At 62.6% G+C, this 23,794-nt stretch carries 16 protein-coding genes; 10 read left to right on the top strand and 6 right to left on the bottom strand.

Going from position 1 to position 23,794, the window contains the following annotated elements; all coding sequences use genetic code 11:
- Positions 1-11: 11 nt before the first annotated feature.
- Positions 12-3,284: a transporter substrate-binding domain-containing protein gene (locus QCL51_RS12115; protein ID WP_021783829.1), complete on the top strand. Its 3,273-nt coding sequence runs from the start codon at positions 12-14 to the stop codon at positions 3,282-3,284.
- On the opposite strand, the gene QCL51_RS12110 is transcribed toward QCL51_RS12115, so the two are convergent.
- The gene (locus QCL51_RS12110; RefSeq protein WP_021783830.1) at positions 3,259-4,578 is read right to left on the bottom strand and encodes a PAS domain-containing methyl-accepting chemotaxis protein; all 1,320 of its coding nucleotides are present in this window, start codon (positions 4,576-4,578) and stop codon (positions 3,259-3,261) included. The genes QCL51_RS12115 and QCL51_RS12110 overlap by 26 nt on opposite strands.
- A gap of 1,048 nt (positions 4,579-5,626) precedes the next feature.
- Positions 5,627-6,646, bottom strand: coding sequence for a LacI family DNA-binding transcriptional regulator (locus tag QCL51_RS12105; RefSeq protein WP_021782988.1), 1,020 nt, complete (start codon positions 6,644-6,646; stop codon positions 5,627-5,629).
- Between the two features lie 206 nt (positions 6,647-6,852).
- Between QCL51_RS12105 and QCL51_RS12100 the strand changes: the two genes are divergently transcribed.
- The 3 genes from QCL51_RS12100 (at position 6,853) to QCL51_RS12090 (ending at position 9,245) form a co-directional block, all read left to right on the top strand.
- Positions 6,853-7,392, top strand: coding sequence for a gluconokinase (locus QCL51_RS12100; RefSeq protein WP_021782987.1), 540 nt, complete (start codon positions 6,853-6,855; stop codon positions 7,390-7,392).
- 111 nt (positions 7,393-7,503) lie between these two features.
- Positions 7,504-8,856 (top strand): GntP family permease, encoded by a 1,353-nt coding sequence (locus QCL51_RS12095; protein ID WP_338444875.1) that lies wholly within the window; start codon positions 7,504-7,506, stop codon positions 8,854-8,856.
- An 86-nt stretch (positions 8,857-8,942) separates the two neighbouring features.
- Positions 8,943-9,245 (top strand): hypothetical protein, encoded by a 303-nt coding sequence (locus tag QCL51_RS12090; protein WP_021782985.1) that lies wholly within the window; start codon positions 8,943-8,945, stop codon positions 9,243-9,245.
- Here the strand turns inward: QCL51_RS12090 and QCL51_RS12085 are convergent, their stop codons facing one another.
- The 4 genes from QCL51_RS12085 to QCL51_RS12070 all read right to left on the bottom strand — a co-directional run bounded on the left by QCL51_RS12085 (position 9,246) and on the right by QCL51_RS12070 (position 14,658).
- Positions 9,246-10,673 (bottom strand): sigma-54 dependent transcriptional regulator, encoded by a 1,428-nt coding sequence (locus QCL51_RS12085; RefSeq protein ID WP_338444874.1) that lies wholly within the window; start codon positions 10,671-10,673, stop codon positions 9,246-9,248.
- Positions 10,642-12,135 (bottom strand): HAMP domain-containing sensor histidine kinase, encoded by a 1,494-nt coding sequence (locus QCL51_RS12080; RefSeq protein WP_338444873.1) that lies wholly within the window; start codon positions 12,133-12,135, stop codon positions 10,642-10,644. Before QCL51_RS12080 ends, QCL51_RS12085 begins: the two co-directional genes overlap by 32 nt.
- Positions 12,136-12,439: 304 nt before the next feature.
- On the bottom strand, positions 12,440-13,891 hold the full coding sequence (locus QCL51_RS12075) for a HAMP domain-containing sensor histidine kinase (protein WP_021782982.1): 1,452 nt from the start codon (positions 13,889-13,891) through the stop codon (positions 12,440-12,442).
- Positions 13,892-14,064: 173 nt separating this feature from the next.
- A complete protein-coding gene (locus tag QCL51_RS12070; RefSeq protein WP_021782981.1) occupies positions 14,065-14,658 on the bottom strand; it encodes a lytic transglycosylase domain-containing protein in 594 nt (197 codons plus the stop codon).
- A 185-nt stretch (positions 14,659-14,843) separates the two neighbouring features.
- On the opposite strand from QCL51_RS12070, the gene gspG reads away from it, so the two are divergent.
- The 6 genes from gspG to QCL51_RS12040 all read left to right on the top strand — a co-directional run bounded on the left by gspG (position 14,844) and on the right by QCL51_RS12040 (position 23,788).
- The gene (gene gspG, locus QCL51_RS12065; protein WP_003253843.1) at positions 14,844-15,269 is read left to right on the top strand and encodes a type II secretion system major pseudopilin GspG; all 426 of its coding nucleotides are present in this window, start codon (positions 14,844-14,846) and stop codon (positions 15,267-15,269) included.
- Between the two features lie 11 nt (positions 15,270-15,280).
- Positions 15,281-16,471, top strand: coding sequence for a type II secretion system F family protein (locus QCL51_RS12060; protein ID WP_021782980.1), 1,191 nt, complete (start codon positions 15,281-15,283; stop codon positions 16,469-16,471).
- A gap of 191 nt (positions 16,472-16,662) precedes the next feature.
- Complete coding sequence (locus QCL51_RS12055) at positions 16,663-17,904, top strand: efflux RND transporter periplasmic adaptor subunit (RefSeq protein ID WP_021782979.1); 1,242 nt, start codon at positions 16,663-16,665, stop codon at positions 17,902-17,904.
- Positions 17,905-17,916: 12 nt separating this feature from the next.
- Positions 17,917-21,096 (top strand): efflux RND transporter permease subunit, encoded by a 3,180-nt coding sequence (locus QCL51_RS12050; RefSeq protein ID WP_021782978.1) that lies wholly within the window; start codon positions 17,917-17,919, stop codon positions 21,094-21,096.
- Positions 21,093-22,508 carry a TolC family protein gene (locus QCL51_RS12045; RefSeq protein ID WP_103444471.1) on the top strand — a complete coding sequence of 472 codons (1,416 nt, stop codon included), beginning with the start codon at positions 21,093-21,095 and terminating at the stop codon, positions 22,506-22,508. The genes QCL51_RS12050 and QCL51_RS12045 overlap by 4 nt, the downstream gene beginning before the upstream one ends.
- Positions 22,509-22,732: 224 nt before the next feature.
- Entirely contained in the window at positions 22,733-23,788 is a 1,056-nt protein-coding gene (locus tag QCL51_RS12040; RefSeq protein WP_021782976.1) for a HEAT repeat domain-containing protein, read from the top strand.
- The last annotated feature ends 6 nt before the right edge of the window (positions 23,789-23,794 follow it).

Below are 23,794 nucleotides of genomic sequence, written 5' to 3'. Positions count from 1 at the left end.
GCTCGGCTGCCATGAAACAGCTGCTGGCGAGCGTCCTTCTGGCTCTAGGTCTGGCCAACTCCATGGTGCTGCAGGCCAGCAGCGAACCACGCCATCTGCTGGCACGCTCAATCAGTGCCGCTGCCCCGCTGGCGTTATCCGGCGAGGACCGCAACTGGCTGAAACAACACCAACGCCTGGTACTGGGCAGTGCGCGCCCCGACTACCCCCCGTTCGAAATCAACGTGAGTCAGCATGACTATGAGGGGTTGAGTGCAGACTACGCCGGCATCATCGGCGAACAGCTTGACATACCCATTGAAGTACGCCGTTTTGACAGCCGTCACGAGGCCATCACTGCCCTGCGTGATGGCCGTATCGACTTGCTGGGTAGCTCCAACGCTTTCGAAGCGGCGGACGCCCAACTTAGCCTGAGCACCCCCTATGCCGACGACCTGCCAGTGATCGTCACCCTCGAGGGGCGCAGCTTGAAAAGCACGCCCAACCTTGCCGGCCTGCGCCTGGCGATGGTCGATCATTACCTGCCGGCCGCCAGCGTTCGCGCCCAGTACCCCAAGGCGCAACTGAGCCTGTACCGCTCGACCCTGGCCGGGCTCGCTGCCGTCGTGCTGGGCGAGGCAGACGCCTATCTGGGCGATGCCATCAGCACCGACTACATGATCGGCAAAAGTTTTCAGGGCACGTTGAAAATCGACCATTTCTCCCAACTGGCCCCAGAAGCTTTTGCCTTCGCCATCGCCAGCGACAACCCGCGCTTGCATCGGCTGGTGGACAAGGCGCTGTCACGTATAAGCGAAAGTGAACGTTTGAACATTCTGCGCCGTTGGAGCAGTGGTAACACCAGCCTGCTGCTGCAGCGCCACCTCACTGCCTTGAGCGAAGAAGAAGAATCCTGGATCACCGCCCACCCCACGATCAGCGTACTGGTCAATACCTCGCTGGCACCTTTGACGTTCAATGATGCTCAGCACCGCCCTAGCGGTATCACCCTGGACCTGCTCAAGCAGATCTCATTGCGCACGGGGCTGCAGTTCAAACCGGTCGAGAGTGCTTCATCGCAGGTCATGATCGACCGCCTGGTCCACGGCGAGGCACAGATGATCGGCGCGCTGGGCTATGGCGCCGACCGCTTGAAGCAACTGCGCTACACCCGCCCCTACCTGGTCAGCCCGCGCGTGCTCGTCACCCGTGACGACGGCGAATCATCTGCACAGGCCAAGAACCTGGATGGCAAGCGCATCGCCTTGGTGCGCGGTTCCCCCCAGGAGGCCGTTTTGCAACAGCGATACCCACAGGCCGAGCTGGTCGAAGTTGACAACCCCCTCGCCCAGATGGAGGCCGTGGCCAACGGTGTTGCCGACGTGGCCCTGAGCAGCCATATCAATGCTACCTATTACATCAGCCATGTGTTCAAGGAACGTTTGCGCATCGCCGGCGTGCTCGACGATGCCCCGGCCATTGCCGCTTTTGCCGTAGCCGCCGACCAGCCCCAGTTGCAGGCCATTCTCGACAAGGCGCTGCTAAGCATTCCGCCTGAAGAACTCGACCAACTGATCAACCGCTGGCGTACCAGCACACTGGTGAGCGACAGCCCATGGCGCGACTACCGCACCCTGGCCTTGCAGGTGCTCGTACTGTCGGCCCTGCTGCTGGCCGGGGTGGTGTTCTGGAACAGCTACCTGCGCAAGCTGATCAACCAGCGAACCGAGGCACAGCACGCGCTGCAGGCACAGCTTGCGCTGAGCCGCGGGCTGCTGGAGCAGTTACGCCAGGCCAAGGACGACGCTGAACAGGCCAGCCAGACCAAAAGCACCTTCCTGGCCACCATGAGCCATGAAATCCGTACCCCGATGAATGCCGTGATCGGTCTGCTGGAACTGGCCCTGGAAGATAGCCGCAGCGGCCGCAGCGACTCCCAGACCTTGCAGACCGCCCATGATTCGGCCATTGGCCTGCTTGAGCTGATTGGCGATATTCTCGATATTTCTCGCATCGAATCCGGGCACATCAGCCTGCAGCCGGTGCCTACCAATCTGGTCGAGCTGGTGCGCGCCACGCTGCGGGTGTTCGAAGGCAATGCCCGGGCCAAAGGGTTGCATCTGCAGGGCGAGCTGCCGGCAGAACCGGTATGGGTGCTGGCTGACCCACTGCGACTCAAACAAATTCTGTCCAACCTGATCAGCAACGCCATCAAGTTCACCGACCGTGGTGAAGTCCAGGCATGTCTGCTGCTACCCAAAGTTGCCGGCCACGGCAATCTGGCAATCGAGCTGAATGTGCGCGACACCGGCATCGGCATCCGTCCCGCCGACCAGGCCAGGCTGTTCAATGCCTTCGTTCAGGTCGATGGGCCCAGGGCACGTCAAGGGGCTGGCTTGGGGTTGGTCATCAGCCGTACCCTGGCCGAACTGATGGGCGGCTCCTTGAGCCTTCAGAGCGTCGAGGGCGTTGGCACCCGGGTGCAAGTCAACCTGCAGTTGCCCGTCTGCGCAGCACCGGCACAAGCGCAAGAGCAACTCACGGCGCCTGAAAGCAGCAGCGGCCCGCTCAATATCCTGGTGGTCGACGACTACCCGGCCAACCTGCTATTGCTGGAACGGCAACTGCAAACCCTGGGGCACCACGTGACACTGGCGGAAAATGGCGAAATCGCCCTCGCACGCTGGCAGGACGCGAGTTTCGACCTGGTGATTACCGATTGCAGCATGCCGGTCATGGACGGGCATGAACTCACCCGGCGCATTCGCAGCCTGGAGGTCGAGCGCGGCCTGCCGGCAGGCCGTATTCTTGGGGTAACCGCCAACGCCCAGGCCGAGGAGCGTACTCGCTGCCTGGCCAGCGGCATGGACGAATGCCTGTTCAAGCCGATTGGCTTGCGCACACTCAAGACCCATCTGCCCCTGGTGCACCCTCAGCAGCCGTCGCCGGCCCCCTGCCATAGTGGGTTCGACCTGGCCGAATTGCGCCACCTGACCCAGGACGACGAACAGTTGACGCGGCATTTGCTGGAGCAATTGTCGATCAGTGTCGGTGAAGACCTGGCCGCCCTGCGCGCCTTGGCAACAGACGCCCCTGATGACGCAGTGCGTGCCTTGGCCCACCGCATCAAGGGTGGCGCCAAAATGATCAGGGTGCGCACCGTGGTCAAAGACTGTGAAGCTATCGAACACGCACACGCACTAGGGCTGCCGACCGCCGAACAACGCGCGCAACTGCAAGTCAGCCTGCAGGCACTGCTTGACGAGATGCGCGAGGCGCTCAGTGCAATTGCAGCGTCGAGCTGATCTGGCTGATGGCATCCACGACGTGCCGTGAGCCTTGCTGGATTTCCATGATCACCGTGCCCGCCTCATTGGCCAACGCCACGCCGTGACCGGTGCGGTTGAGGCTCGATTGCATGCTGGCCACTGCCAATAGCGACAGGTCGTGGTTCTGCCGCACCACATCGACAATTTCCAGGGTGGCCTTGCTGGTTCGCGCGGCCAGGTTGCGCACCTCATCGGCCACCACGGCAAAGCCGCGCCCGTGCTCGCCGGCACGTGCAGCCTCGATGGCTGCGTTAAGGGCCAACAGGTTGGTCTGGTCGGCAATGCCACGGATGGTCAGCACAATCTGCCCGATCACATCCGACTGCTTGTTCACCGCATCGATGCTGCGCGCTGCGTCGTTAAGCTCCTGGGAAATCTGCTCGATTACCTGCACCGCCTGTTGCACCACCTCGGTACCTTTGCGCGCGCAGGCATCGGTCTGCACCGAACTGGCATGAGCGGCATGGGCGGCGCTTTGCTGGGTGCAGACCTGCTGGGTGATGTCGCTGGCAAACTTGACCACTTTGCACAGGCGGCCCTTGCTGTCGAAGATCGGGTTGTAGGAGGCCTCCAGGAAGACGGTCTGGCCTTGCTTGTTGACGCGTTCGAAGCGATGTGAATGGTACTCGCCACGGTTCAGAGAAGCCCAGAACTCGCGGTACTGGGCCGATTCGCGTTCATGCGCCAGGCAGAACAGCCCGTGGTGGCGGCCAACCACATCATCGAGGCGGTAGCCCATGGTGTCGAGAAAATTCTGGTTGGCCTTGATCACCCGGCCTTGTGGGGTGAACTCGATCACCGCCATGGAGCGGCTGATGGCCTTTAGCAGGCTTTCGCTCTCGTGCTCCAGCACCACCCGCTGGGTGATGTCAGATGCCACCTTGATTACGCTGGTGACTTGCCGTTGCTCGTCCAGCACTGGCATGTAGCTGGCTTCCAGCCAGACTTCGCGCCCCGCCTTGTCGATGCGCTCGAACGTACCGCTGATTGCCTTGCCCTGCCCCAACTCGCGCCACAGTTGCTGGTATTCGGCGCTTTTTGCATAGTCCGGCTCACAGAACAGCCGGTGGTGCTTACCTCGCAGCTCCTCGGCGCTGTAGCCCATGGCCTGGCAGAAGCGCTCGTTAGCGTCGAGAATAGTACCGTCAGGGGCGAACTCGATCATCGCCATGGAACGGCTGATAGCAGCCAGTTTGGCTTGCGCATCGGCCAGCGCCTGGCGGCTGCGCTGGATTTCTGCCAAATCAGACTTGCGATGGAAATCGAACATGACGCGGGGCTCCCTATGCGCGGTTTCTTGAGCATAGAACGCCGTTGGCAAGTCGTGGCATTTGTGGCATTTGTGGCGCCTCAGAGAGCCAGCGCCGCCCGCGCGGCGCATCGCGAGCAAGCTCGCTCCTACATTTGTTTCGGGCCAGTATCGCCTGTGCCTGCGCGCGCGACCGCCCTGTTTGTCCCCACGATATCGAGGTGAGCGCCAAGGGGACGTGCGCGTCTGCCCCAGGAATAATTGGCCCGAAACAAATGTAGGAGCGAGCTTGCTCGCGATGCGCCGCGCGGGCGGCGCTGGATCTACGCATCACCGTAAAAACCAAGGCAGGCACCTTGCCGCCCTGACACAAACTGTGCCTGCGCGCGCGACCGCCCTGTTTGTTCCCCACGATATCGAGGTGAGCGCCAAGGGGACGTGCGCGTCTGCCCCAGGAATAACTGGCCCGAAACAAATGTAGGAGCGAGCTTGCTCGCGATGCGCCGCGCGGGCGGCGCTGGATCTACGCATCACCGTAAAAACCAAGGCAGGCACCTTGCCGCCCTGACACAAACTGTGCCTGCGCACGCGACCGCCCTGTTTGTTCCCCGCGATATCGAGGTGAGCGCCAAGGGGACGTGCGCGTCTGCCCCAGGAATAATTGGCCCGAAACAAATGTAGGAGCGAGCTTGCTCGCGATGCGCCGCGCGGGCGGCGCTGGATCTACGCATCACCGTAAAAACCAAGGCAGGCACCTTGCCGCCCTGACACAAACTGTGCCTGCGCACGCGACCGCCCTGTTTGTCCCCACGATATCGAGGTGAGCGCCAAGGGGACGTGCGCGTCTGCCCCAGGAATAATTGGCCCGAAACAAATGTAGGAGCGAGCTTGCTCGCGATGCGCCGCGCGGGCGGCGCTGGATCTACGCATCACCGTAAAAACCAAGGCAGGCACCTTGCCGCCCTGACACAAACGGGTATGGAACACCTCAGAAAAGCTTGACCGCCAACAGAGAATCTAAATCTACAGCGCCTGTCTTGAGGACGCGCCGACGCCTTGACGGTCGCTCTCAGGAGCTCTCGCGCACCATCAGCTCAAAGCCCAGATCCTGCTGCGCGTTCGTCACCCGCTTGCCATCCAGCAACGCCAGCAGCGCTTGCGCTGCGCCCCGCCCCACCGCAGCCCGTGGTGTGCGAATCGAGGTCAGCCGCGGCACCATATGCGCCGATGCCGGCAAATCGTTGAAACCGACCATCGCCACCTGACGTGGCACCTCCACCCCTTGACGCAAGGCCTGCAGCACCGCGCCTTGGGCCAGGTCGTCGTTACAGAAGAAAATGCCGTCGACATCCGGCGCCTGCTGCATCAGCTGGCTGAACAGCGCGCTGCCCAGGGCAATCGACGATGGCTCCGGGGCCAACACCTCCAGCTCGGCGGCCTGCAAACCGGCCTCTGCCAATGCCTGACGGAATCCCTCGGCACGCTGCATCACCCTCGGGTCCAGCTGCGCGGCAATGAATGCAAGGCGCTTGCGCCCGCGTTCGATCAGGTGCCGTGCAGCAGCACGTCCGGCCTGATGCTGCGAGAAACCGACCGACAAAGCCCCTGGCTCGCCATTGAGCTCCATCATGTGCACACACGGCACGCCGCTGGCAGCCAGCATCTGCCGCGCAGCATCGCTACGCTCGAAACCGGTCAACAAAATGCCGCAGGGCTGATAGGCCAGATAATTGCGGATCAAGTTCTCTTCTTCGGCAAGGTCGTAGTGATAGTTGCCGATCAGCACCTCGAGCCCGCGCGGGCGCATGACCTCGTGAATGGCCTCCAGGGTGTCGATGAACAGTTGGTTGGACAACGACGGGATCAACACCACCACCGACTGGCTGCGCGCCGAGGCCAGCGCCCGGGCCGCCGGGTTGGCCACATAGCCGAGGCTAGCCGCCGCCGCGATGACCTTTTCCACCAGGTCAGGCGCAACCGTGCTGACCCCACGCAAGGCGCGCGAAGCGGTAATCGGGGAAACCCCGGAAAGCCTGGCAACTTCAGCCAGGGTGGGACGACCTGTAGTACGGGAGCCGGTGCGGGACATGAATGTTGTAATTTTACTACTTGCAAGGATAGGGAACGGCCACTAAGGTAGCGCTGTCTCAGGATGCAGGCAATGTAATCTTTGGTAGCAGCCACCACGCGCTTGCCACCAGGCGTCCATACTGCGTAAGGACAAGACCAATAACACCGGGGAGGTGTCTGTTCGTCAATGGCGAGACAGCGCTATCTCACCCGCAGGAGGTACTGATGAATTCTCCCCTGTCTGCCATTGTGGTGATGGGCGTGGCCGGTTGCGGCAAAAGCTGCATCGGCGCCGCCATCGCTGCCAAAAGCGGCGGCCGCCTGATCGAAGGCGACGCTTTCCACCCTGCCGAAAACATCCGCAAGATGAGTGCTGGCATCCCGCTGGATGACAGTGACCGTGCCGGCTGGCTGGTCCGCCTTGGTGAAGAGTTGCAAACCACCACCCAAGCCGGGGAACGCCCGATCCTGACCTGCTCGGCACTCAAGCGCCGCTACCGCGATACCCTGCGCGATGCCATGCCCGGGCTGGTGTTCGTGTTCCTCGAACTGTCGCCTGCCGAGGCTGAAAAACGCGTGCTGGCTCGCCCAGGACACTTCATGCCGGCCAGCCTCATCGACAGCCAGTTCGCTGCCCTGGAATCGCCACGTGGCGAGCCCCTGACACTTGCTCTGGACGCCACCCAACCGATCGAAGCACTGGCCGAAGCGGTGGACCGCTGGCTAAAGCGCTGCGGTGAGCCGGGCCTGGCGCAAACCGCCTGACCTCGGTGGTTTTTCCGTCTCACCCAAGACAGCGCTACCCCGACCCGTAAAGCGGGCAAAGACTCCAAAAAGCTACGCCCAAAACAACGATAAGACCGAGGCCTTCAAACCATGTTCGGACTGGCTACTGATACTTTACTGCTGCTCGACGCGATGGTTACCATCGTCGGACTGATCCTGCTGATCACCCACTTCAAGGTTCACCCCTTCGTCGCCCTCACCCTCGCGGCCGGCTTCCTGGGCCTGACCTCCGGCATGCCGGTGGCCAAGGTCATGAAATCGTTCCAGGATGGTTTTGGCGGCGTACTCGGCTTCGTCGGTATCGTGCTTGCCCTGGGCACCATGCTCGGCAAGCTGATGGCCGACTCCGGGGGTGCCGACCAGATCGCGCAAACCCTCATCCGCGCCTTCGGCAAGAAGAACGTGCATTGGGCGATGATGTTCGCCGCCTTTCTGGTGGGCATCCCGCTGTTCTTCGAAATCGGCTTTGTGCTGCTGATTCCACTGGTATTCATCGTCGCCCGGCGCTCCGGCGTATCGCTGGTGAAAATCGGCATTCCGCTGCTGGCCGGCCTGTCGGTGGTGCACGGTCTGGTGCCACCACACCCGGGCCCCTTGCTGGCAATCGGCATTTTCCATGCTGACATTGGCAAGACCATCTTCTATGGTCTGCTCGTCGCACTACCCACCGCGATCATCGCCGGCCCTCTGTTCGGTAACTTCATCTCCCGCTACATCCCGGGCAACCCGTCCCAGGAACTGATGGACCAGATCGCCAAGGAGTCCGACCAGGGCAACCTGCCAAGCTTCAGCATCACCCTGATCACCGTGCTGCTACCAGTCGCGTTGATGCTGCTGAAAACGTTCGCCGACGTGGTGCTGCCTGCCGAGCACATCGTGCGCCAGTGGATGGACCTGATCGGCCACCCGATCACCGCCCTGCTCGCCGCCCTGCTGCTGGCCTTCTACACCTTCGGCTCGGCTCGCGGCTTCAATCGCCAGCAGATCATGAAGATGCTCGACCAGAGCCTGGCACCGACTGCAGCCATCGTGCTGATCGTCGGCGCTGGCGGTGGCTTCAAGCAAATGCTGGTGGACACCGGTGTGGGTAGCGTGATCGGGCAAATGGCCGTGCAGGCGGAAATTTCGCCGATCATGCTGGCTTGGCTGGTGGCGGCGGTGATCCGCATCGCGACCGGCTCCGCCACCGTCGCCACCATTACCGGCGCGGGGATCGTGGCGCCGGTGATCGATCTGGTGCCGGGGGTGAACCGTGAGCTGTTGGTACTGGCCACCGGTGCCGGCTCGCTGATCCTGTCCCATGTGAATGACGCCGGCTTCTGGCTGGTGAAACAGTACTTCAACATGACCGTGGCAGAAACCTTCAAGACCTGGAGCATGATGGAGACGATCCTGTCCATCGTCGGCATCATTTTCATCATGTTGCTGTCGCTGGTGGTGTGACCGTTGATCGGGGTAATGGCACCTTCACGTTTCGGGTAAGGCCAAAGGGAAGTATGAGCCCTACCCGTATAGCAAAGGAGCCTGCCATGCCCCGCTCAATCATCCTGTCGATTGCCCTGCTCGCCTCGCCGCTGGCTTTTGCTGTCGGCACAGGCCCGACCTACCCCGACGATCCGCACAATACAGCGCCACAGCCAGGCGTGGACAGCACCCTCAACCCGATCGAGAAGCCCTTGCCGCGGGATACCGACCCGCGCATACAGGGCAACGAACCACAAAGCCCGCCAGCCATGCAGAATGACAACCGCAATCTGCCGGGGATGGATGGCAGTGGGTCGGAAGGTACCGGCCGGCAAGGAGAAGGCAGCTCGGGCACAGGTAACCGTTGACTACCACTGACGCTTGTCGGGCCGGGTCAGCCCCAGTTTTTCGATCCGGTAACGCAGCATATCCCGCGACAACCCCAGCATCCGCGCTGACTTGGTCACGTTCCAGTCGGTACGGTCCAAGGTCTTGCAGACAAGGTCACGCTCCATGTCAGGCAGGCTTGTACCCGGTTCTGGCTCGTGCCGCGGCATTTCGAACATGGCCGCCATCGGCTGCTGCGCCAACGGCTCGTCAACCAAGGTCATGCACAGGTTCAACTGATGCGCCTGCACGACTTCGTTCGGCGCCAGCAACACGGTCTGCTCCAGCATGTTGCGCAATTCGCGCACATTGCCAGGCCAGCTATAACCGAGCATCAGGTTTTCGGCCTCGGCAGAAAAGCGCAGGTTCGGCTTGCCATAACGGCGGCTATGGTGGGCAAGGAAATGCCGCGCCAGTAGCAGTATGTCCTGGCCACGCGAATACAGGCGCGGCACCTTCAAGGCGATAATGCGAAGGCGGAAGAACAGGTCACGGCGGAACTTGCCCTGCTGCACCATTTGTTCCAGGTTACAGTTGGTGGCGCTGATCACCCGCAGATCGACCTTGCGCTCCTTTACAGCACCAATCCGGCGGATGCTGCGGTCTTCCAGCAACTTGAGCAGCTTGGCCTGCAGCACCAGGTCCATTTCGCCGATCTCGTCAAGGAACAAGGTGCCGCCATCGGCAGCCTCCACCAACCCCACCCGGCGCTCCTTGGCATCGGTGAACGCGCCCTTCTCGTGGCCAAACAGTTCGGCCTCAAGCAGGTTGGCAGGGATCGAAGCGCAATTGAACTCGATGAACGGCCCTTTACTGCGCGAACCATCAAAATGCAGGGCACGGGCCACCAGCTCCTTGCCGGTACCGGTCTCGCCTTCGATCAGCACCGGTGGCAGGTCGTCACTGGCCATGCGCCGCTCGGCATCGAGCACTTGGCGCAGGGTGTGCTTGAGGGTGAGCATCACCGGCGACTCGCCGATCAATGCCTGCAACCCGGACTTCTGCGCCTCGCGCTCCTGGTAGAACGACAGCGTGCGTTCCATACGCTCGGTAGCCAGGGCCTTGTCCAGGGTCAGTTTGAGCTCGGCCAAAACCACCGGCTTGGTCAGGTAATGAAAGGCGCCCTCCTTCATCGCCTGCACGGCATCTTCTACATTGCCGTAGCCGGTCATCATGATCACTTTCAGGCCTGGCGCCTGGGCCACCAGGGTACGCAACAGGTCGTGCCCGCTCATGCCTGGCAACGAGTTGTCGGTCAGCACCGCGTCAGGCTGCGCCCGCTTGATCTGCTCCAGCGCCAGCTCTGCGCTGTGGCACACGATGACTTCGTAGCCCTTGAGGCTGAGGTAAGTGCGAATGTTGTCGGCAAGGATTTCATCATCCTCGACGACCAGGATGCTGTGCTCCATGTTCCCCTCCCGCTGCAATATTGAATGTAAGGCTGACGCGGGTTCCTTCCTCTTCGCGGCTGCTCAGGCTGACCGAGCCGCCAAAACGTTCCATGATGCGCTTGACCAGGGCCAGGCCTACGCCGAGGCCACCCTGTTTGGTCGTGAAGAACGGTTTGAACACCATCCGTTCCTGCTGTTGACTCATGCCTTTGCCGGTGTCGGTCAGCACGAACTCGGCACGCAGGCCTTCTTGCACATTGACCTGGGCATTGAGCATCCCGCCAGCGGGCATGGCCTCCAGGGCGTTGGAGAACAGGCTGTTGAGAATCTGCGTGAGCTGCAGCGGCTGGCTGACCACCCACTGCACGTCAGGCCCTTCGAAATGGAAGCGCACGCCATTGCGTTCGATCTGCTGAGCGAAGGCCAGGTGGGTGTCCTCGATGGCCGCCACCAGGTCCACGGCCTCGGGTTCATCACTGGCCGGGCGCAACGACACCAGCAAGTCGCGCACCCAGCGCGACATGCGGTCGACCTGGCTGATGATGTCAGTGATGTTCTTCTGCGCAGCAGGGTTGGCGGTCTCCTGGGCAAGTTCGGCGCTGGAGAGGATATTGGCCAGCGGATTGCGCATGCTGTGAGCCACTGCCGACGACATTTCACCCAGCGCCACATAGGTTTCGCTCGCCACCAGCCGCTCTTGCTGCAGGCGCAGCATGTGCGCCGCCCGGCGCACGATCCAGAACAGCCCGAAGTAGATCAACGCCCCGCCCACCAAGGTAGAGGCCCAGATCAGCAAATAGCCGCGCTGGATGCGCCGGATCAGATCCTGCGGCTCCTTGTAGATTTCCACCATGGCCAGTACCTGCTCGCCCTGGCTGTCGAACAGCGGGATGTAATTCTCGATGAACAGGTAACGCGGTGCGCGCTGGAACTTCTGCTCTTCGCGATCCTCGGCGGCCTTGTGATAACTGGCCGACACCGCCTTGCGCGAGTGAAAAGCGCGCTCAAGATCACCATCATCCCCTATCCGCTTACCGATCAGCTCGACGTTGGTGGACCAGACAATGGTGCGGTCGCGGGCGTAGACATTGGCCAGCAAGGTATCCGGCAGGTGTTTGACATGATCGAGGAACTCGGCCCGGGTCGCTTCGGCCAACGCCGGGGTGAACTGCAGGTGCTGCAGGTCCAGCTGCGGGTCCAGCAACTCGCCCATGGTGGTGCCCGGCGGCAATTGCGAATGGCGCACTTCGGCCTGGGCCATTGCCTGAATGAACTGCGCGGTGAGCATGGCATCGCGCTGCACGCTGTCGCGCACCACGAAGCGCGTCGAGACGTAACCCAGCCCACCGGCCACCGTGGTGATGATCAACAGGCTGATCACCGAAAACCAGCGCAGCAGGTTGAATTCACGCAAGGGTACGGCCAGCCCGCTGGCGGTCGCATTGGCCTTTTCGGGCGCTTCGTTTTCCAGCATCTGCATCGCGTAGTTCCCACGCAGGGCGTACGTTCAGAACTGCACCAAGGCCAATGGCAGTAGCCAATGGTTAGCAATCCACCCGGCAGTCGCAGCTGCCCTTTGTCGTGTGTCGCGCTTCACAAATTACGCTGCAAAAACTCAGCCAGCAGGACTATTACCTATTAAAACTGTTATTTATCAGTAAGTTGAAATAACTTTCTAGATTAATTTTGAGGAGTCTTCCCCACATTTGGGTGATTTTGACCCAAAACGCTATTACCTTTTATATCAACATCTTACATCCCTTTATTAATGTGTCTTGGTGCTTTCAGGTCAGTCGGAAACTTAACGAAACCCTCGTGCCATGGCCCTCGCTGCTGCTGAGCCGAACCGTACCGCCGAAGCGTTCCATGATGCGCTTCACCAGCACCAGCCCCACCCCCAGCCCACCTGGTTTGGTCGTGAAGAATGGTCGGAAGGCCATTCGCTGCTGCTCGTCGTTCATGCCATTGCCATTGTCGGACAGGCGCAAGGTCAGGCTGCGCCGGTTGTGACGTACCACTTCGATACGCAACCGCCCGCCCTGCTCCATCGCTTCCAAGGCATTGGCGATCAGGCTACTGAATACCTGGCGCAGTAATACCGGGTGCCCCAACACCTGCACGGCCGGTAAGGGTTGCAGGTCCAGGCTTACTCCGCTGCGCGCCAGCGGCACAGCGTAGGTCTGCAGGGCCTCCTCCAGCGCCTGCGGCAAGTCCACCGCCAACGCCTCGTCGTTCAGCGGGCGCAGTGACTGCAGCATCTGGCGGATCCACTGCGACATGCGATCGACCTGGCTGATGATGTCGTTGACCTGGCTCTGCGCCGGGCCTTCGTCGAACGCCTGGGCCAGTTCGGCACTTGAGCGGATGCTGGCCAGCGGGTTGCGCAGGCTATGGGCCACTGCCGACGACACCTCACCCAGTGCCACGTAGGTTTCGCTGCTGATCAGCCGCTTTTGCTGCACCGCCAGCAGCCGCGCGGCGCGGTGCATGATGCCGTACAGGCCGACATAGACCAGAGCAGCGCCGACGGTGATGGCCAACCAGATCAGGATCAGGCCACGCTCGATGCGTACGATCAGGTCATGGGGTTCCTTGTAAATCTCGACCATCGCTGTGACCTGATCGCCATCGGCATCGAACAGCGGAATGTAGTTCTCGATGAATAGCTGCTTGGGCGGGGTGATGAACTTCTGCTCGGTGCGGGCCTGTTCGAAATTGTGGTAGCTGGCCGAAACCCGCATCTTGTACTCGAAAGCCCGATTCAAGTCTTCGTCGCCTTCAATCAGCTTGCCGATCAGTGCCGGGTTGGTGGACCAGATCACTGTATGGTCCAAAGCATAAATATTGGCCAGCAGAATATCGGGCAGGTGAGCGATATGGTCAAGGAACTCGCCACGGGCCATGCGCCGGGCTTCCGGGTCGACCTCGGGCAAGTTGTTGCGGTCGGTGCGCGGATCGAGCAGTTCGCCCATGGTCCGCACATTGGGGATCGACACATGGCGCACTTCGGCATCGGCGATGGAGGTGATGAACTGTGCGGTGAGTAACGCATCACGCTCGACACTCTCGTCGATGATGAAGCGGCTGGAAATCAGCCCCAGCCCGGCCGCCACCGAGAGAATGATGGCTAGACTGACCCAGGCATACCAGCGCAGCAGGTTGAACGGCTTGCGCGGGACGGCCAACTCGCTACCGGCAGGCACGTCAATAGTGTCGGAACGAGGGGCGACGTCCATAACGGACACCTCAGTTGGGCACCTTTAGAAGGTTATAGCCCAGACTTGGGGAATCCATGGCATTAAATTGATGGCATCCGCCGAAGGGTATTGATCCTCTCCTCACTTCACCCTACCCGATACAGCCGAAGGTGGCGCTGCCCCTGTGGAATACGGGAGCTGCAAGCCAGGTGTTACAAGGGGGAATCATCAGTCAACCCTTGCAACTTGCGATATTCGCGCAGCACCGTGGGCACATAGCGCCGGGTCTCGGCAAACGGCGGCACGGCACCGCGCCGCAATACAGCATCCGGGCCGGCGTTGTAGGCCGCCACAGCCAAGGTGATGTCATTGTCGAACAGGGTAAGCATTTGCTTGAGGTAGCGTGCCCCGCCTTGCACATTGTCTTCAGGGTCCAGCCGGTCTTGCACCCCCATCTCGCGGGCGGTATCCGGCATCAGTTGCATCAACCCCACTGCCCCCGCCCGCGAACGGGCTTTGGGGTTGTAGCCGGACTCGGCCTTGATCACCGCGTGCAGCAGCGCCGGCGGCACGTTGTGGATGCGCGCAGCCGTGGCGACGACCTCGGCGTAAGGGCGGCCAGTGATCATCTGCGCCTTGACCGGCCCCCCCTGGGACAGCGGCTCGTTGATCACCTTCTCATAGTGGCGCCCTGGTCGATGGACATTGGTCAGCACGTAGCCACCCTTGGCATCGATTGAGATGTACACATCGGCCTGGGCAGCACCTGCCGCCAGCCAGATCAAACCGAGGATGAGTCCACGCATGCCGGTCGCCTCTTCGTCGTGGCCCCGATGTGGGGGAAATGCCCCGGAAAACCCGAGGACAGTCACCACGACGCAAGCACTGTGCCGCTTCCTGTGCCCCATGGCGCAAGGCCCCGGGGCAGACGTGCACGGCTGTTGCATGGTGCATGTCAACGCTTGTCCCCATAGCAGTGGAGGGCTTCACCATGCAGCGCAGAACCAACCCGCAACGTGGCTTCACTCTGCTTGAACTCCTGGTGGTACTGGTGGTACTCGGCCTGCTGGCCGGCATCGTCGCGCCCAAGTACTTCAGTCAGCTAGGCCGCTCCGAGGCCAAGGTTGCGCGGGCGCAGATTGAGGGGCTGAGCAAGGCCCTGGACCTGTACCGCCTGGAGGTCGGCCACTACCCCAACAGCGAACAAGGCTTGCAGGCACTGGTGGTCGCCCCCAGTGGCGAGGCTCGCTGGACCGGCCCGTACCTGCAGAAGGCCGTGCCGCAAGACCCGTGGGGCCGCCCGTATATCTACCGGCAACCCGGCGAGAACGGCGGTGAGTACGACCTGCTGTCGATGGGCAAGGACGGCCAGCCGGGTGGCGATGGGGAAAACGCCGAAATTACCAGCTGGCAGTAAGGAGAGCGGCCATGCGCTACAGCCTCAAGGCCCTGGGTAGGCAGGGCGTGGTGCAGTTGCAGATCGATGCCGAGGACGCGGACCAGGCCCGCCGCCAGGCCGAAGACCAAGGCCTGCGTGTGCTCAGCCTGCGCAGCAGCGGCGGCGCCTTGCGCGGCATGGCCTGGCGGCGTGAAGCGGCGTTCGACCTGGTGCTGTTCAGCCAGGAACTGTCAACCTTGCTCAATGCCGGCCTGCCGCTGATCGACGCACTGGAAAGCCTGGCGGAGAAGAGCCCGGCAGCAACAGCGCGCAAGGTGCTCGCCGAGCTGGTACGCCAGTTGTACGAGGGCCGCTCGCTGTCCCAGGCACTGGGCCAGCAACCGCGTGTATTCCCGCCGTTGTATGTGGCGCTGGTGCAGTCCAGTGAACGCACCGGCGCCCTGGGCGATGCCCTCACCCGCTATATCAGCTATCGCCAGCGCCTGGACCTGGTCCGACAGAAGCTGGTGGGTGCCTCGGTCTACCCGTTGCTGCTGTTGCTGGTGGGGGGTGGGGTGGTGCTGTTCCTGCTCGGCTATGTGGTGCCGCGTTTCAGCCAAGTGTTCGAGGGCATGGGCACCGAACTACCCTGGTTGTCACGGGTACTGATGCAGGTCGGCCTGTTTCTGCATGCCCAGCAAGCGCCCCTGGCGCTGGGCAGCGTCGGTGGGGTCGCGGCGCTTTGGCTGCTGCGTAGGCACCCGCGTGTACGGTACTGGGCCTCCTGCCAACTGCGGCGCCTGCCAGCACTGCACCAGCGCCTGATGATGTACGAGCTGGCGCGTTTCTATCGCTCGCTGGGCATCCTGCTGCAAGGCGGCATTCCCATCCTCACCGCCATGGGCATGGCCCGCGGCCTGCTCGGCAACGCAGCAGCGCAGGGCCTGGAGCAGGCCTGCCAGCGGGTGGGTGAAGGGCTGCCGCTCTCCGATGCACTGGCGGCCGGGCACCTGGTGACGCCGGTTTCACTGCGCCTGCTCAGGGCTGGCGAGCAGTCCGGCAACCTGGGCGAGATGCTGGAGCGCTGCGCCGATTTCCATGACCAGGAAATCGGCCGCTGGGTGGAATGGTTCGTCAAACTGTTCGAGCCGTTGCTGATGACCTTCATCGGCCTGCTGATCGGCCTGATCGTGATCCTCATGTACATGCCGATTTTCGAGCTGGCCTCAAGCATTCACTGAATGGCCAGGCCCAGGTTTTCGCGTAAAGGGATGCCTGCACAGGCAGTGCGCTTCGCCCAACCATGGCCGCCATCGATAATTGATCCCCACCTATCATTCAGCGTGATATTAACCTTCGCCCCGTTCGATTCGTACCTCACGCGCAACACACTCACACTCCGCCCACTACTAATACATTGGCGGAGTTCTCCATGGAACAATCACTCAAACCCTTGCGCTTCCCCCTCGCTGCCCTGGCAGTGGTGGTGATCAGCGCTTGCGGTCGAACCCCCGACGCCGTGCAGGCGCCCGCCGCGCCGAAGGTAAGCGTGGCCAAGGTGATCGAGCAACCGATCACCGAATGGGACGAGTTCACCGGCCGCCTCGAAGCCCCGGAAACCGTCGAAGTGCGCCCGCGGGTCTCCGGCCAGATCGACCGGGTGGCCTTCACTGAAGGCGCACAGGTCAAAAAAGGCGACCTGCTGTTCCAGATCGACCCGCGCCCGTTCCAGGCAGAAGTACGCCGCCTCGAAGCCCAGTTGCAACAGGCCAAGGCCACCGCCATCCGCAGCGCCAACGAAGCCCGCCGTGGCGAGCGCCTGCGTGACAGCAACGCCATCTCCGCCGAACTGGCCGAATCGCGCAGCAGTGCTGCCGCCGAAGCCCGTGCCGGCGTCGATGCGATCCAGGCCCAGCTCGACCTGGCGCGCCTGAACCTCAGCTTTACCCGCGTCACTGCGCCCATCAGCGGCCGTGTCAGCCGCGCCGAGTTCACCGCCGGCAACATCGTCACCGCCGATGTCACCCCGCTGACCAGCGTGGTATCCACCGACAAAGTCTACGCCTACTTCGACGCCGACGAGCGCGTGTACCTCAAGTACACCCAGCTGGCCCGTGAAGGCCAGCGTGGCCAGAGCACCCCGGTATACCTGGGGCTGACCAACGAAAGCGGCAACCCGCACCTGGGCCACATGAACTTCGTCGACAACCAGGTCAATCCGCGCACTGGCACCATCCGGGGTCGCGCGGTATTCGACAACAGCGACGGCGAGTTCACACCAGGCTTGTATGCGCGTCTGAAACTGGTCGGCAGCGCCCAGTACGACGCCATGCTGATCAACGACGAAGCCGTGGGTACCGACCTTGGCAAGAAGTTCGTGCTGGTGATGGGCAAGGACAACAAAGCCACCTACCGCACCGTGGAACTGGGGCCGAAACTTGAAGGCTTGCGCATCGTCCGCAGCGGCCTGGACAAGGGCGAACGCATCGTGGTGAAGGGCCTGCAGCGCGTGCGCCCTGGTTCGCCGGTAACCCCGGAGGAAACACCGATGGCCAGCGAGCAAACCCTCGCCGCCCTCGCACGGCAGCGTCAGGCCCTGGAGGCCAGTAACCCGGCGCCGAAAATGGCGGGCAATAACGTGAAAGTCGCCGGCGCCCAGGCGCCACGCGGTTAAGGGACCCTACCGATGAACTTCTCGAAATTCTTCATTACCCGGCCGATCTTCGCCGCGGTGCTGTCGCTGGTGCTGCTGATTGCGGGTTCTATCTCGCTGTTCCAGCTGCCGATCAGCGAATACCCCGAAGTGGTTCCGCCCACCGTGGTGGTGCGCGCCAACTTCCCAGGCGCCAACCCCAAGGTCATCGGCGAAACCGTTGCCGCGCCGCTGGAGCAGGCCATTACCGGAGTGGAGAACATGCTGTACATGTCCTCCCAGTCCACTGCCGATGGCAAGCTGACGCTGACCATCACCTTCGCCCTGGGTACCGACCTGGACAACGCCCAGGTGCAGGTGCAGAACCGCGTCACCCGTACCCAGCCAAAGCTGCCCGAGGAAGTGACCCGTATCGGTATCACCGTCGACAAGGCCTCGCCTGACCTGACCATGGTCGTGCACCTGACCTCGCCGGACAACCGCTACGACATGCTCTATCTGTCCAACTACGCCATCCTCAACATCAAGGACGAGCTGGCGCGCCTGGGCGGCGTAGGTGACGTGCAGCTGTTCGGCATGGGCGACTACTCGCTGCGCGTATGGCTGGACCCGAACAAGACCGCTTCGCGCAACCTGACAGCCAGTGATGTGGTAGCCGCAATCCGCGAGCAGAACCGCCAGGTGGCCGCCGGCCAGCTGGGCGCACCGCCTGCCCCAGGCTCGACCAGCTTCCAGCTGTCGATCAATACCCAGGGCCGCCTGGTCAACGAGGAAGAGTTCGAAAACATCATCATCCGCGCCGGTGCCGATGGCGAAATCACCCGCCTGAAGGACATCGCCCGGGTGGAACTCGGCTCCAGCCAGTACGCCCTGCGCTCGCTGCTGAACAACCAGCCGGCGGTGGCCATCCCGATCTTCCAGCGCCCAGGCTCCAATGCCATCGAGATCTCCGACGAAGTGCGGGCGAAAATGGCCGAGCTGAAAAAGGACTTCCCGGAAGGGATGGACTACAGCATCGTCTATGACCCGACCATCTTCGTGCGCGGCTCCATCGAAGCGGTGGTGCACACCCTGTTCGAAGCCCTGGTGCTGGTGGTGCTGGTGGTGATCCTGTTCCTGCAGACCTGGCGCGCCTCGATCATCCCGCTGCTGGCTGTGCCGGTCTCGCTGATCGGTACCTTCGCGGTCATGCACCTGTTCGGCTTTTCACTCAACGCGCTGTCGTTGTTCGGGCTGGTGCTCGCCATCGGTATCGTGGTGGACGATGCCATCGTCGTGGTGGAGAACGTCGAACGTAACATCGGGCTGGGCCTGAAGCCGCTGGAAGCCACGCAAAAAGCCATGAGCGAAGTGACCGGGCCGATCATCGCCACCGCCCTGGTACTGTGCGCGGTATTCGTACCTGCAGCGTTCATTTCCGGCCTGACCGGGCAGTTCTACAAGCAGTTCGCCCTGACCATCGCTATTTCGACCGTCATTTCCGCATTCAACTCGCTGACCCTGTCGCCAGCCCTGGCTGCGGTGCTGCTCAAGGAGCACCACGCACCCAAGGACCGTTTCTCGCGGTTCCTCGACAAACTGCTGGGCAGCTGGCTGTTCTCCCCGTTCAACCGTTTCTTCGACCGTGCGTCCAACCGCTACGTCGGTGGCGTGCGCCGGGTCATCCGCTCCAGTGGCATCGCCCTGTTCGTGTATGCCGGCCTGATGGGCCTGACCTACCTGGGCTTCTCGTCCACCCCGACCGGTTTCGTGCCGGCCCAGGACAAGCAGTACCTGGTGGCCTTCGCCCAACTGCCGGACGCGGCCAGCCTCGACCGTACCGAAGCGGTGATCAAGCGCATGAGCGAAATCGCCCTCAAGCAGCCTGGCGTGGCCGACTCGGTGGCCTTCCCGGGCCTGTCTATTAATGGTTTCACCAACAGCCCGAACAGCGGCATCGTGTTCACCCCGCTCAAGCCATTCGATGAGCGCAAGGACCCGAGCCAGTCAGCGGCAGCCATCGCAGCCGCGCTGAATGCCCAGTTCGCCGACATCCAGGACGCCTACATCGCGATCTTCCCGCCACCGCCGGTACAAGGCCTGGGCACGATTGGCGGCTTCCGTCTGCAAATCGAAGACCGTGGCAACCTGGGTTACGAGGCGCTGTATAAAGAAACCCAGAACATCATTGCCAAGAGCCACAACGTCCCAGAGCTGGCCGGCCTGTTCACCAGCTATCAGGTCAACGTGCCACAAGTCGATGCCGCCATCGACCGGGAAAAGGCCAAGACCCACGGGGTGGCGATCACCGACATCTTCGACACCCTGCAGGTCTACCTGGGCTCGTTGTACACCAACGACTTCAACCGCTTCGGCCGTACCTATCAGGTCAACGTCCAGGCGGAGCAGCAGTTCCGCCTTGATGCCGAGCAGATCGGCCAACTTAAGGTGCGCAACAACCTTGGCGAGATGATCCCGCTGGCGACCTTCCTCAAGGTCAGCGATACCTCGGGGCCGGACCGGGTCATGCACTACAACGGCTTCATCACTGCCGAGATCAACGGTGCCGCCGCACCGGGCTACAGCTCTGGTCAGGCGGAAGCTGCAATCGAGAAGCTGCTGAAAGAGGAATTGCCCAACGGCATGACCTTCGAGTGGACCGACCTGACCTACCAGCAGATCCTCTCGGGCAATACCGCGCTGCTGGTGTTCCCGCTGTGCGTGCTGCTGGCGTTCCTGGTGCTGGCCGCCCAGTACGAAAGCTGGAGCCTGCCGCTGGCGGTGATCCTGATCGTGCCAATGACCCTGCTGTCGGCCATCACCGGTGTGATCGTATCGGGTGGCGACAACAACATCTTCACCCAGATCGGCCTGATCGTACTGGTGGGCCTGGCGTGCAAGAACGCGATCCTGATCGTCGAATTCGCCAAGGATGAACAGGCCAAGGGCCTCGACCCGCTGGCTGCGGTGCTGGAAGCCTGCCGCCTGCGTCTGCGGCCGATCCTGATGACCTCGATCGCCTTCATCATGGGCGTGGTGCCCCTGGTGTTCAGCTCCGGTGCAGGTTCGGAAATGCGCCATGCCATGGGTGTGGCGGTGTTCTCGGGGATGATCGGCGTAACCGTGTTCGGCCTGTTCCTGACCCCGGTGTTCTTCTTCCTGATCCGCCGTTTCGTCGAGCGTCGCCAGGCCCGCAAGGCTGAACACGCTCAAGTGCTGGAGAACCACGCATGAACCTGCTCAAACCCCTGACCCCAAGCCTGCTCGCACTGGCCCTGGCGGCCTGTGCGGTAGGCCCGGACTACCAGGCGCCAGCTACCGAACCTGCACAACTGGGCAGCGATGTGCAGGCCAAGGCCTACGACCGAAGCCGCTTCGAGAGCCTGTGGTGGAAGCAGTTCGACGACCCGGTGCTGAACCAGCTGGTGCAGGCTTCGCTGGACGGCAACCGTGACTTGCGCGTTGCCTTCGCCCGCCTGAAATCGGCCCGCTCGATCCGCGAAGACGCCGAGAACGACCCGTTTCCGGTGGTCACCAGCCGTGCCAGCAGCGATCTCGGCAAGGGCCAGATCCCCGGCCAGACCACGCAGCGGGTGAACAGTGAGCGCTACGACCTGGGCCTGGACATGGCCTGGGAACTTGACCTGTTCGGCCGCATCCAGCGCCAGATCGAAGCCAGCGAAGCCCAGGAAGCGGCGGCCGCCGCCGACCTGCAACAGCTGCAGGTCAGCCTGATCGCCGAACTGGTCGATGCCTACGGGCAACTGCGCGGTGCCCAGTTGCGCGAAAAGATTGCCCTGGCCAACCTGAAGACCCAGCAGGAATCACGCACCATTACCGAAACCCTGCGCGATGCCGGCGTGGGCAATGACCTCGACGTGGTGCGTGCCGATGCGCGCCTGGCCGGGGTCGAAGCCACCGTACCGCAACTGCAAGCCGAACAGGCTCGGGCTCGGCACCGCATCGCCACCCTGCTCGGCCAGCGCCCTGACGCGCTCAGCGTAGACCTGTCGCCCAAGGCACTGCCGGCCATCGCCAAGGCGTTGCCGGTGGGTGACCCGGGTGAGTTGCTGCGCCGTCGCCCGGACATCCGCAGCGCTGAACGCCAACTGGCGGCCGCCACCGCCAACGTTGGCGTGGCCACCGCCGACCTGTTCCCCCGTGTCAGCCTCAGTGGCTTCCTCGGCTTTACCGCCGCCCGCGGCTCGCAGATCGGCTCTTCGGCGGCCAACGCCTGGGCGCTGGGCCCGAGCATTACCTGGGCAGCCTTCGACCTGGGCAGCGTGCGGGCCCGCCTGCGCGGCGCCAAGGCCGATGCCGAAGGGGCACTGGCCAACTACGAACAGCAGGTGCTGCTGGCCTTGGAGGAGTCGGCCAATGCCTTCAGCGATTACGACAAGACCCAGCAGCGTCTGCTGTCGCTGATGCGCCAGAGCGATGCCAGCCGCAAGGCAGCAGAACTGGCCTCGATTCGATATCGCGAGGGCACCGTGGACTACCTGGTACTGCTCGATGCCGAGCGCGAGCGGCTAAGTGCTGAAGATGCGCAAGCCCAGGGTGAAGTCGAGCTGTACCGCGGCATCGTCTCGATCTACAAGGCCCTGGGCGGCGGCTGGCAACCAGAGACGGTGGCCAGCGCACACTGACACACCCCGTTTCAACGGCTCCTTTGGTTGGCTCCTCCCGCAACCGCTTGCCCCGCAGGCCATGGTCTGCGGGGCTTTTTTACGTTTGCCATTTATTTACAACAATACACAATGCATGGAATGCCAGCGCAGGCTTGGCTCATGGCAAGCGCCTTGGCCGGCTCGGTTGCATTTACCCCCCGGCTGGCCCAAGCTCAGCCCTTCCCGCCGCCACGGATCGTCCGATGCCCAGACGCAACCGCTACCTGATCGCCCTGCTGTTGTTGGTTCTGGTATCGGCCCTGTTCGGCTACCTGTGGCGCGACGCCCCGCCAACCCCGCCGAACTTGCCAGCACACAGCTACGCCAAGGCGCTACGCCTGGCCCACGACGGCCAGCCCGGTGCCGCACGGGTGCTGTACCAGCAATTGCAGCGTAACGACCTGCCTGCCATCCGCCGGGCGGCGCTCTACGCCGAATTGCCCAACTACCCCTCGCCACAGGCATTGAAACTGGCCAGACAGGACCTGGAACAGGCCGACCCGCTGGTGCGTCGAGCGGCCATTGCCAGTATCCGCCGCCTGTTACCGCCTGCACAGCGCAGCCTGGTACTCGGCCCGCTGCTGGACGACGGTGAGCAAAGCGTGCGCTTTGCCGCCGTGGATGCCCTGCTGGGCCTCGATCCCGACGCCATCGGCCTCTATTTCGGCCCGCTGCAGTCAGCACTGGAACAATACCAACAGGCCCTGGAGCAACAACCCGAAGATGCCGACGCCCAGGTGCACCTGGCGCGCCTTTACCTGCACGAAAACGACTACACGCACGCCGCGGCGGCCCTGCACCGTGCGCTCGCGGTCGCACCCGGCAACCTTGAAGCCTTGGCGACTCAGGTACGTCTGCTCGAGCGCCAGGGCCATCACGATGCCTCCCGCCAGGTCCTGGGTAAAGCCCTTGCGCTGAGCCCCGACTCGGCCTTTCTGCAGTATGAGCTAGGGCTTTGGCTCAATCGTCACGAACAGCGTGAGTATGCCTTGCTGGCGTTGTCCCGCGCCGTGGAACTGGACCCGGACAACGCCGACTACCGCTACACACTGGCGGTCACCCTGCATCAGCTGGACCAGCTCGACGCCGCCCAGAAGCAACTGGAAACCATACTCAATCGCCAGCCAGCCAATCGCCGGGCACGGGTGCTGCTGATCCAGTACTGGAAAGAGTCCGGCCAACTGCAGAACGTGCAAGTATCGCTAGCCGAGCTGGAGCGCCAAAACCCGGACGACCCTGCACTGCAACAAGGCCTGTAGGCAGAA

The organism is Pseudomonas sp. LTR0 (assembly GCF_036630035.1).
GTDB lineage: Bacteria > Pseudomonadota > Gammaproteobacteria > Pseudomonadales > Pseudomonadaceae > Aquipseudomonas > Aquipseudomonas putida_Y.
The sequence above is the reverse complement of the archived record's forward strand: the minus strand, read 5'-3'. Positions and strand labels throughout refer to the sequence as shown.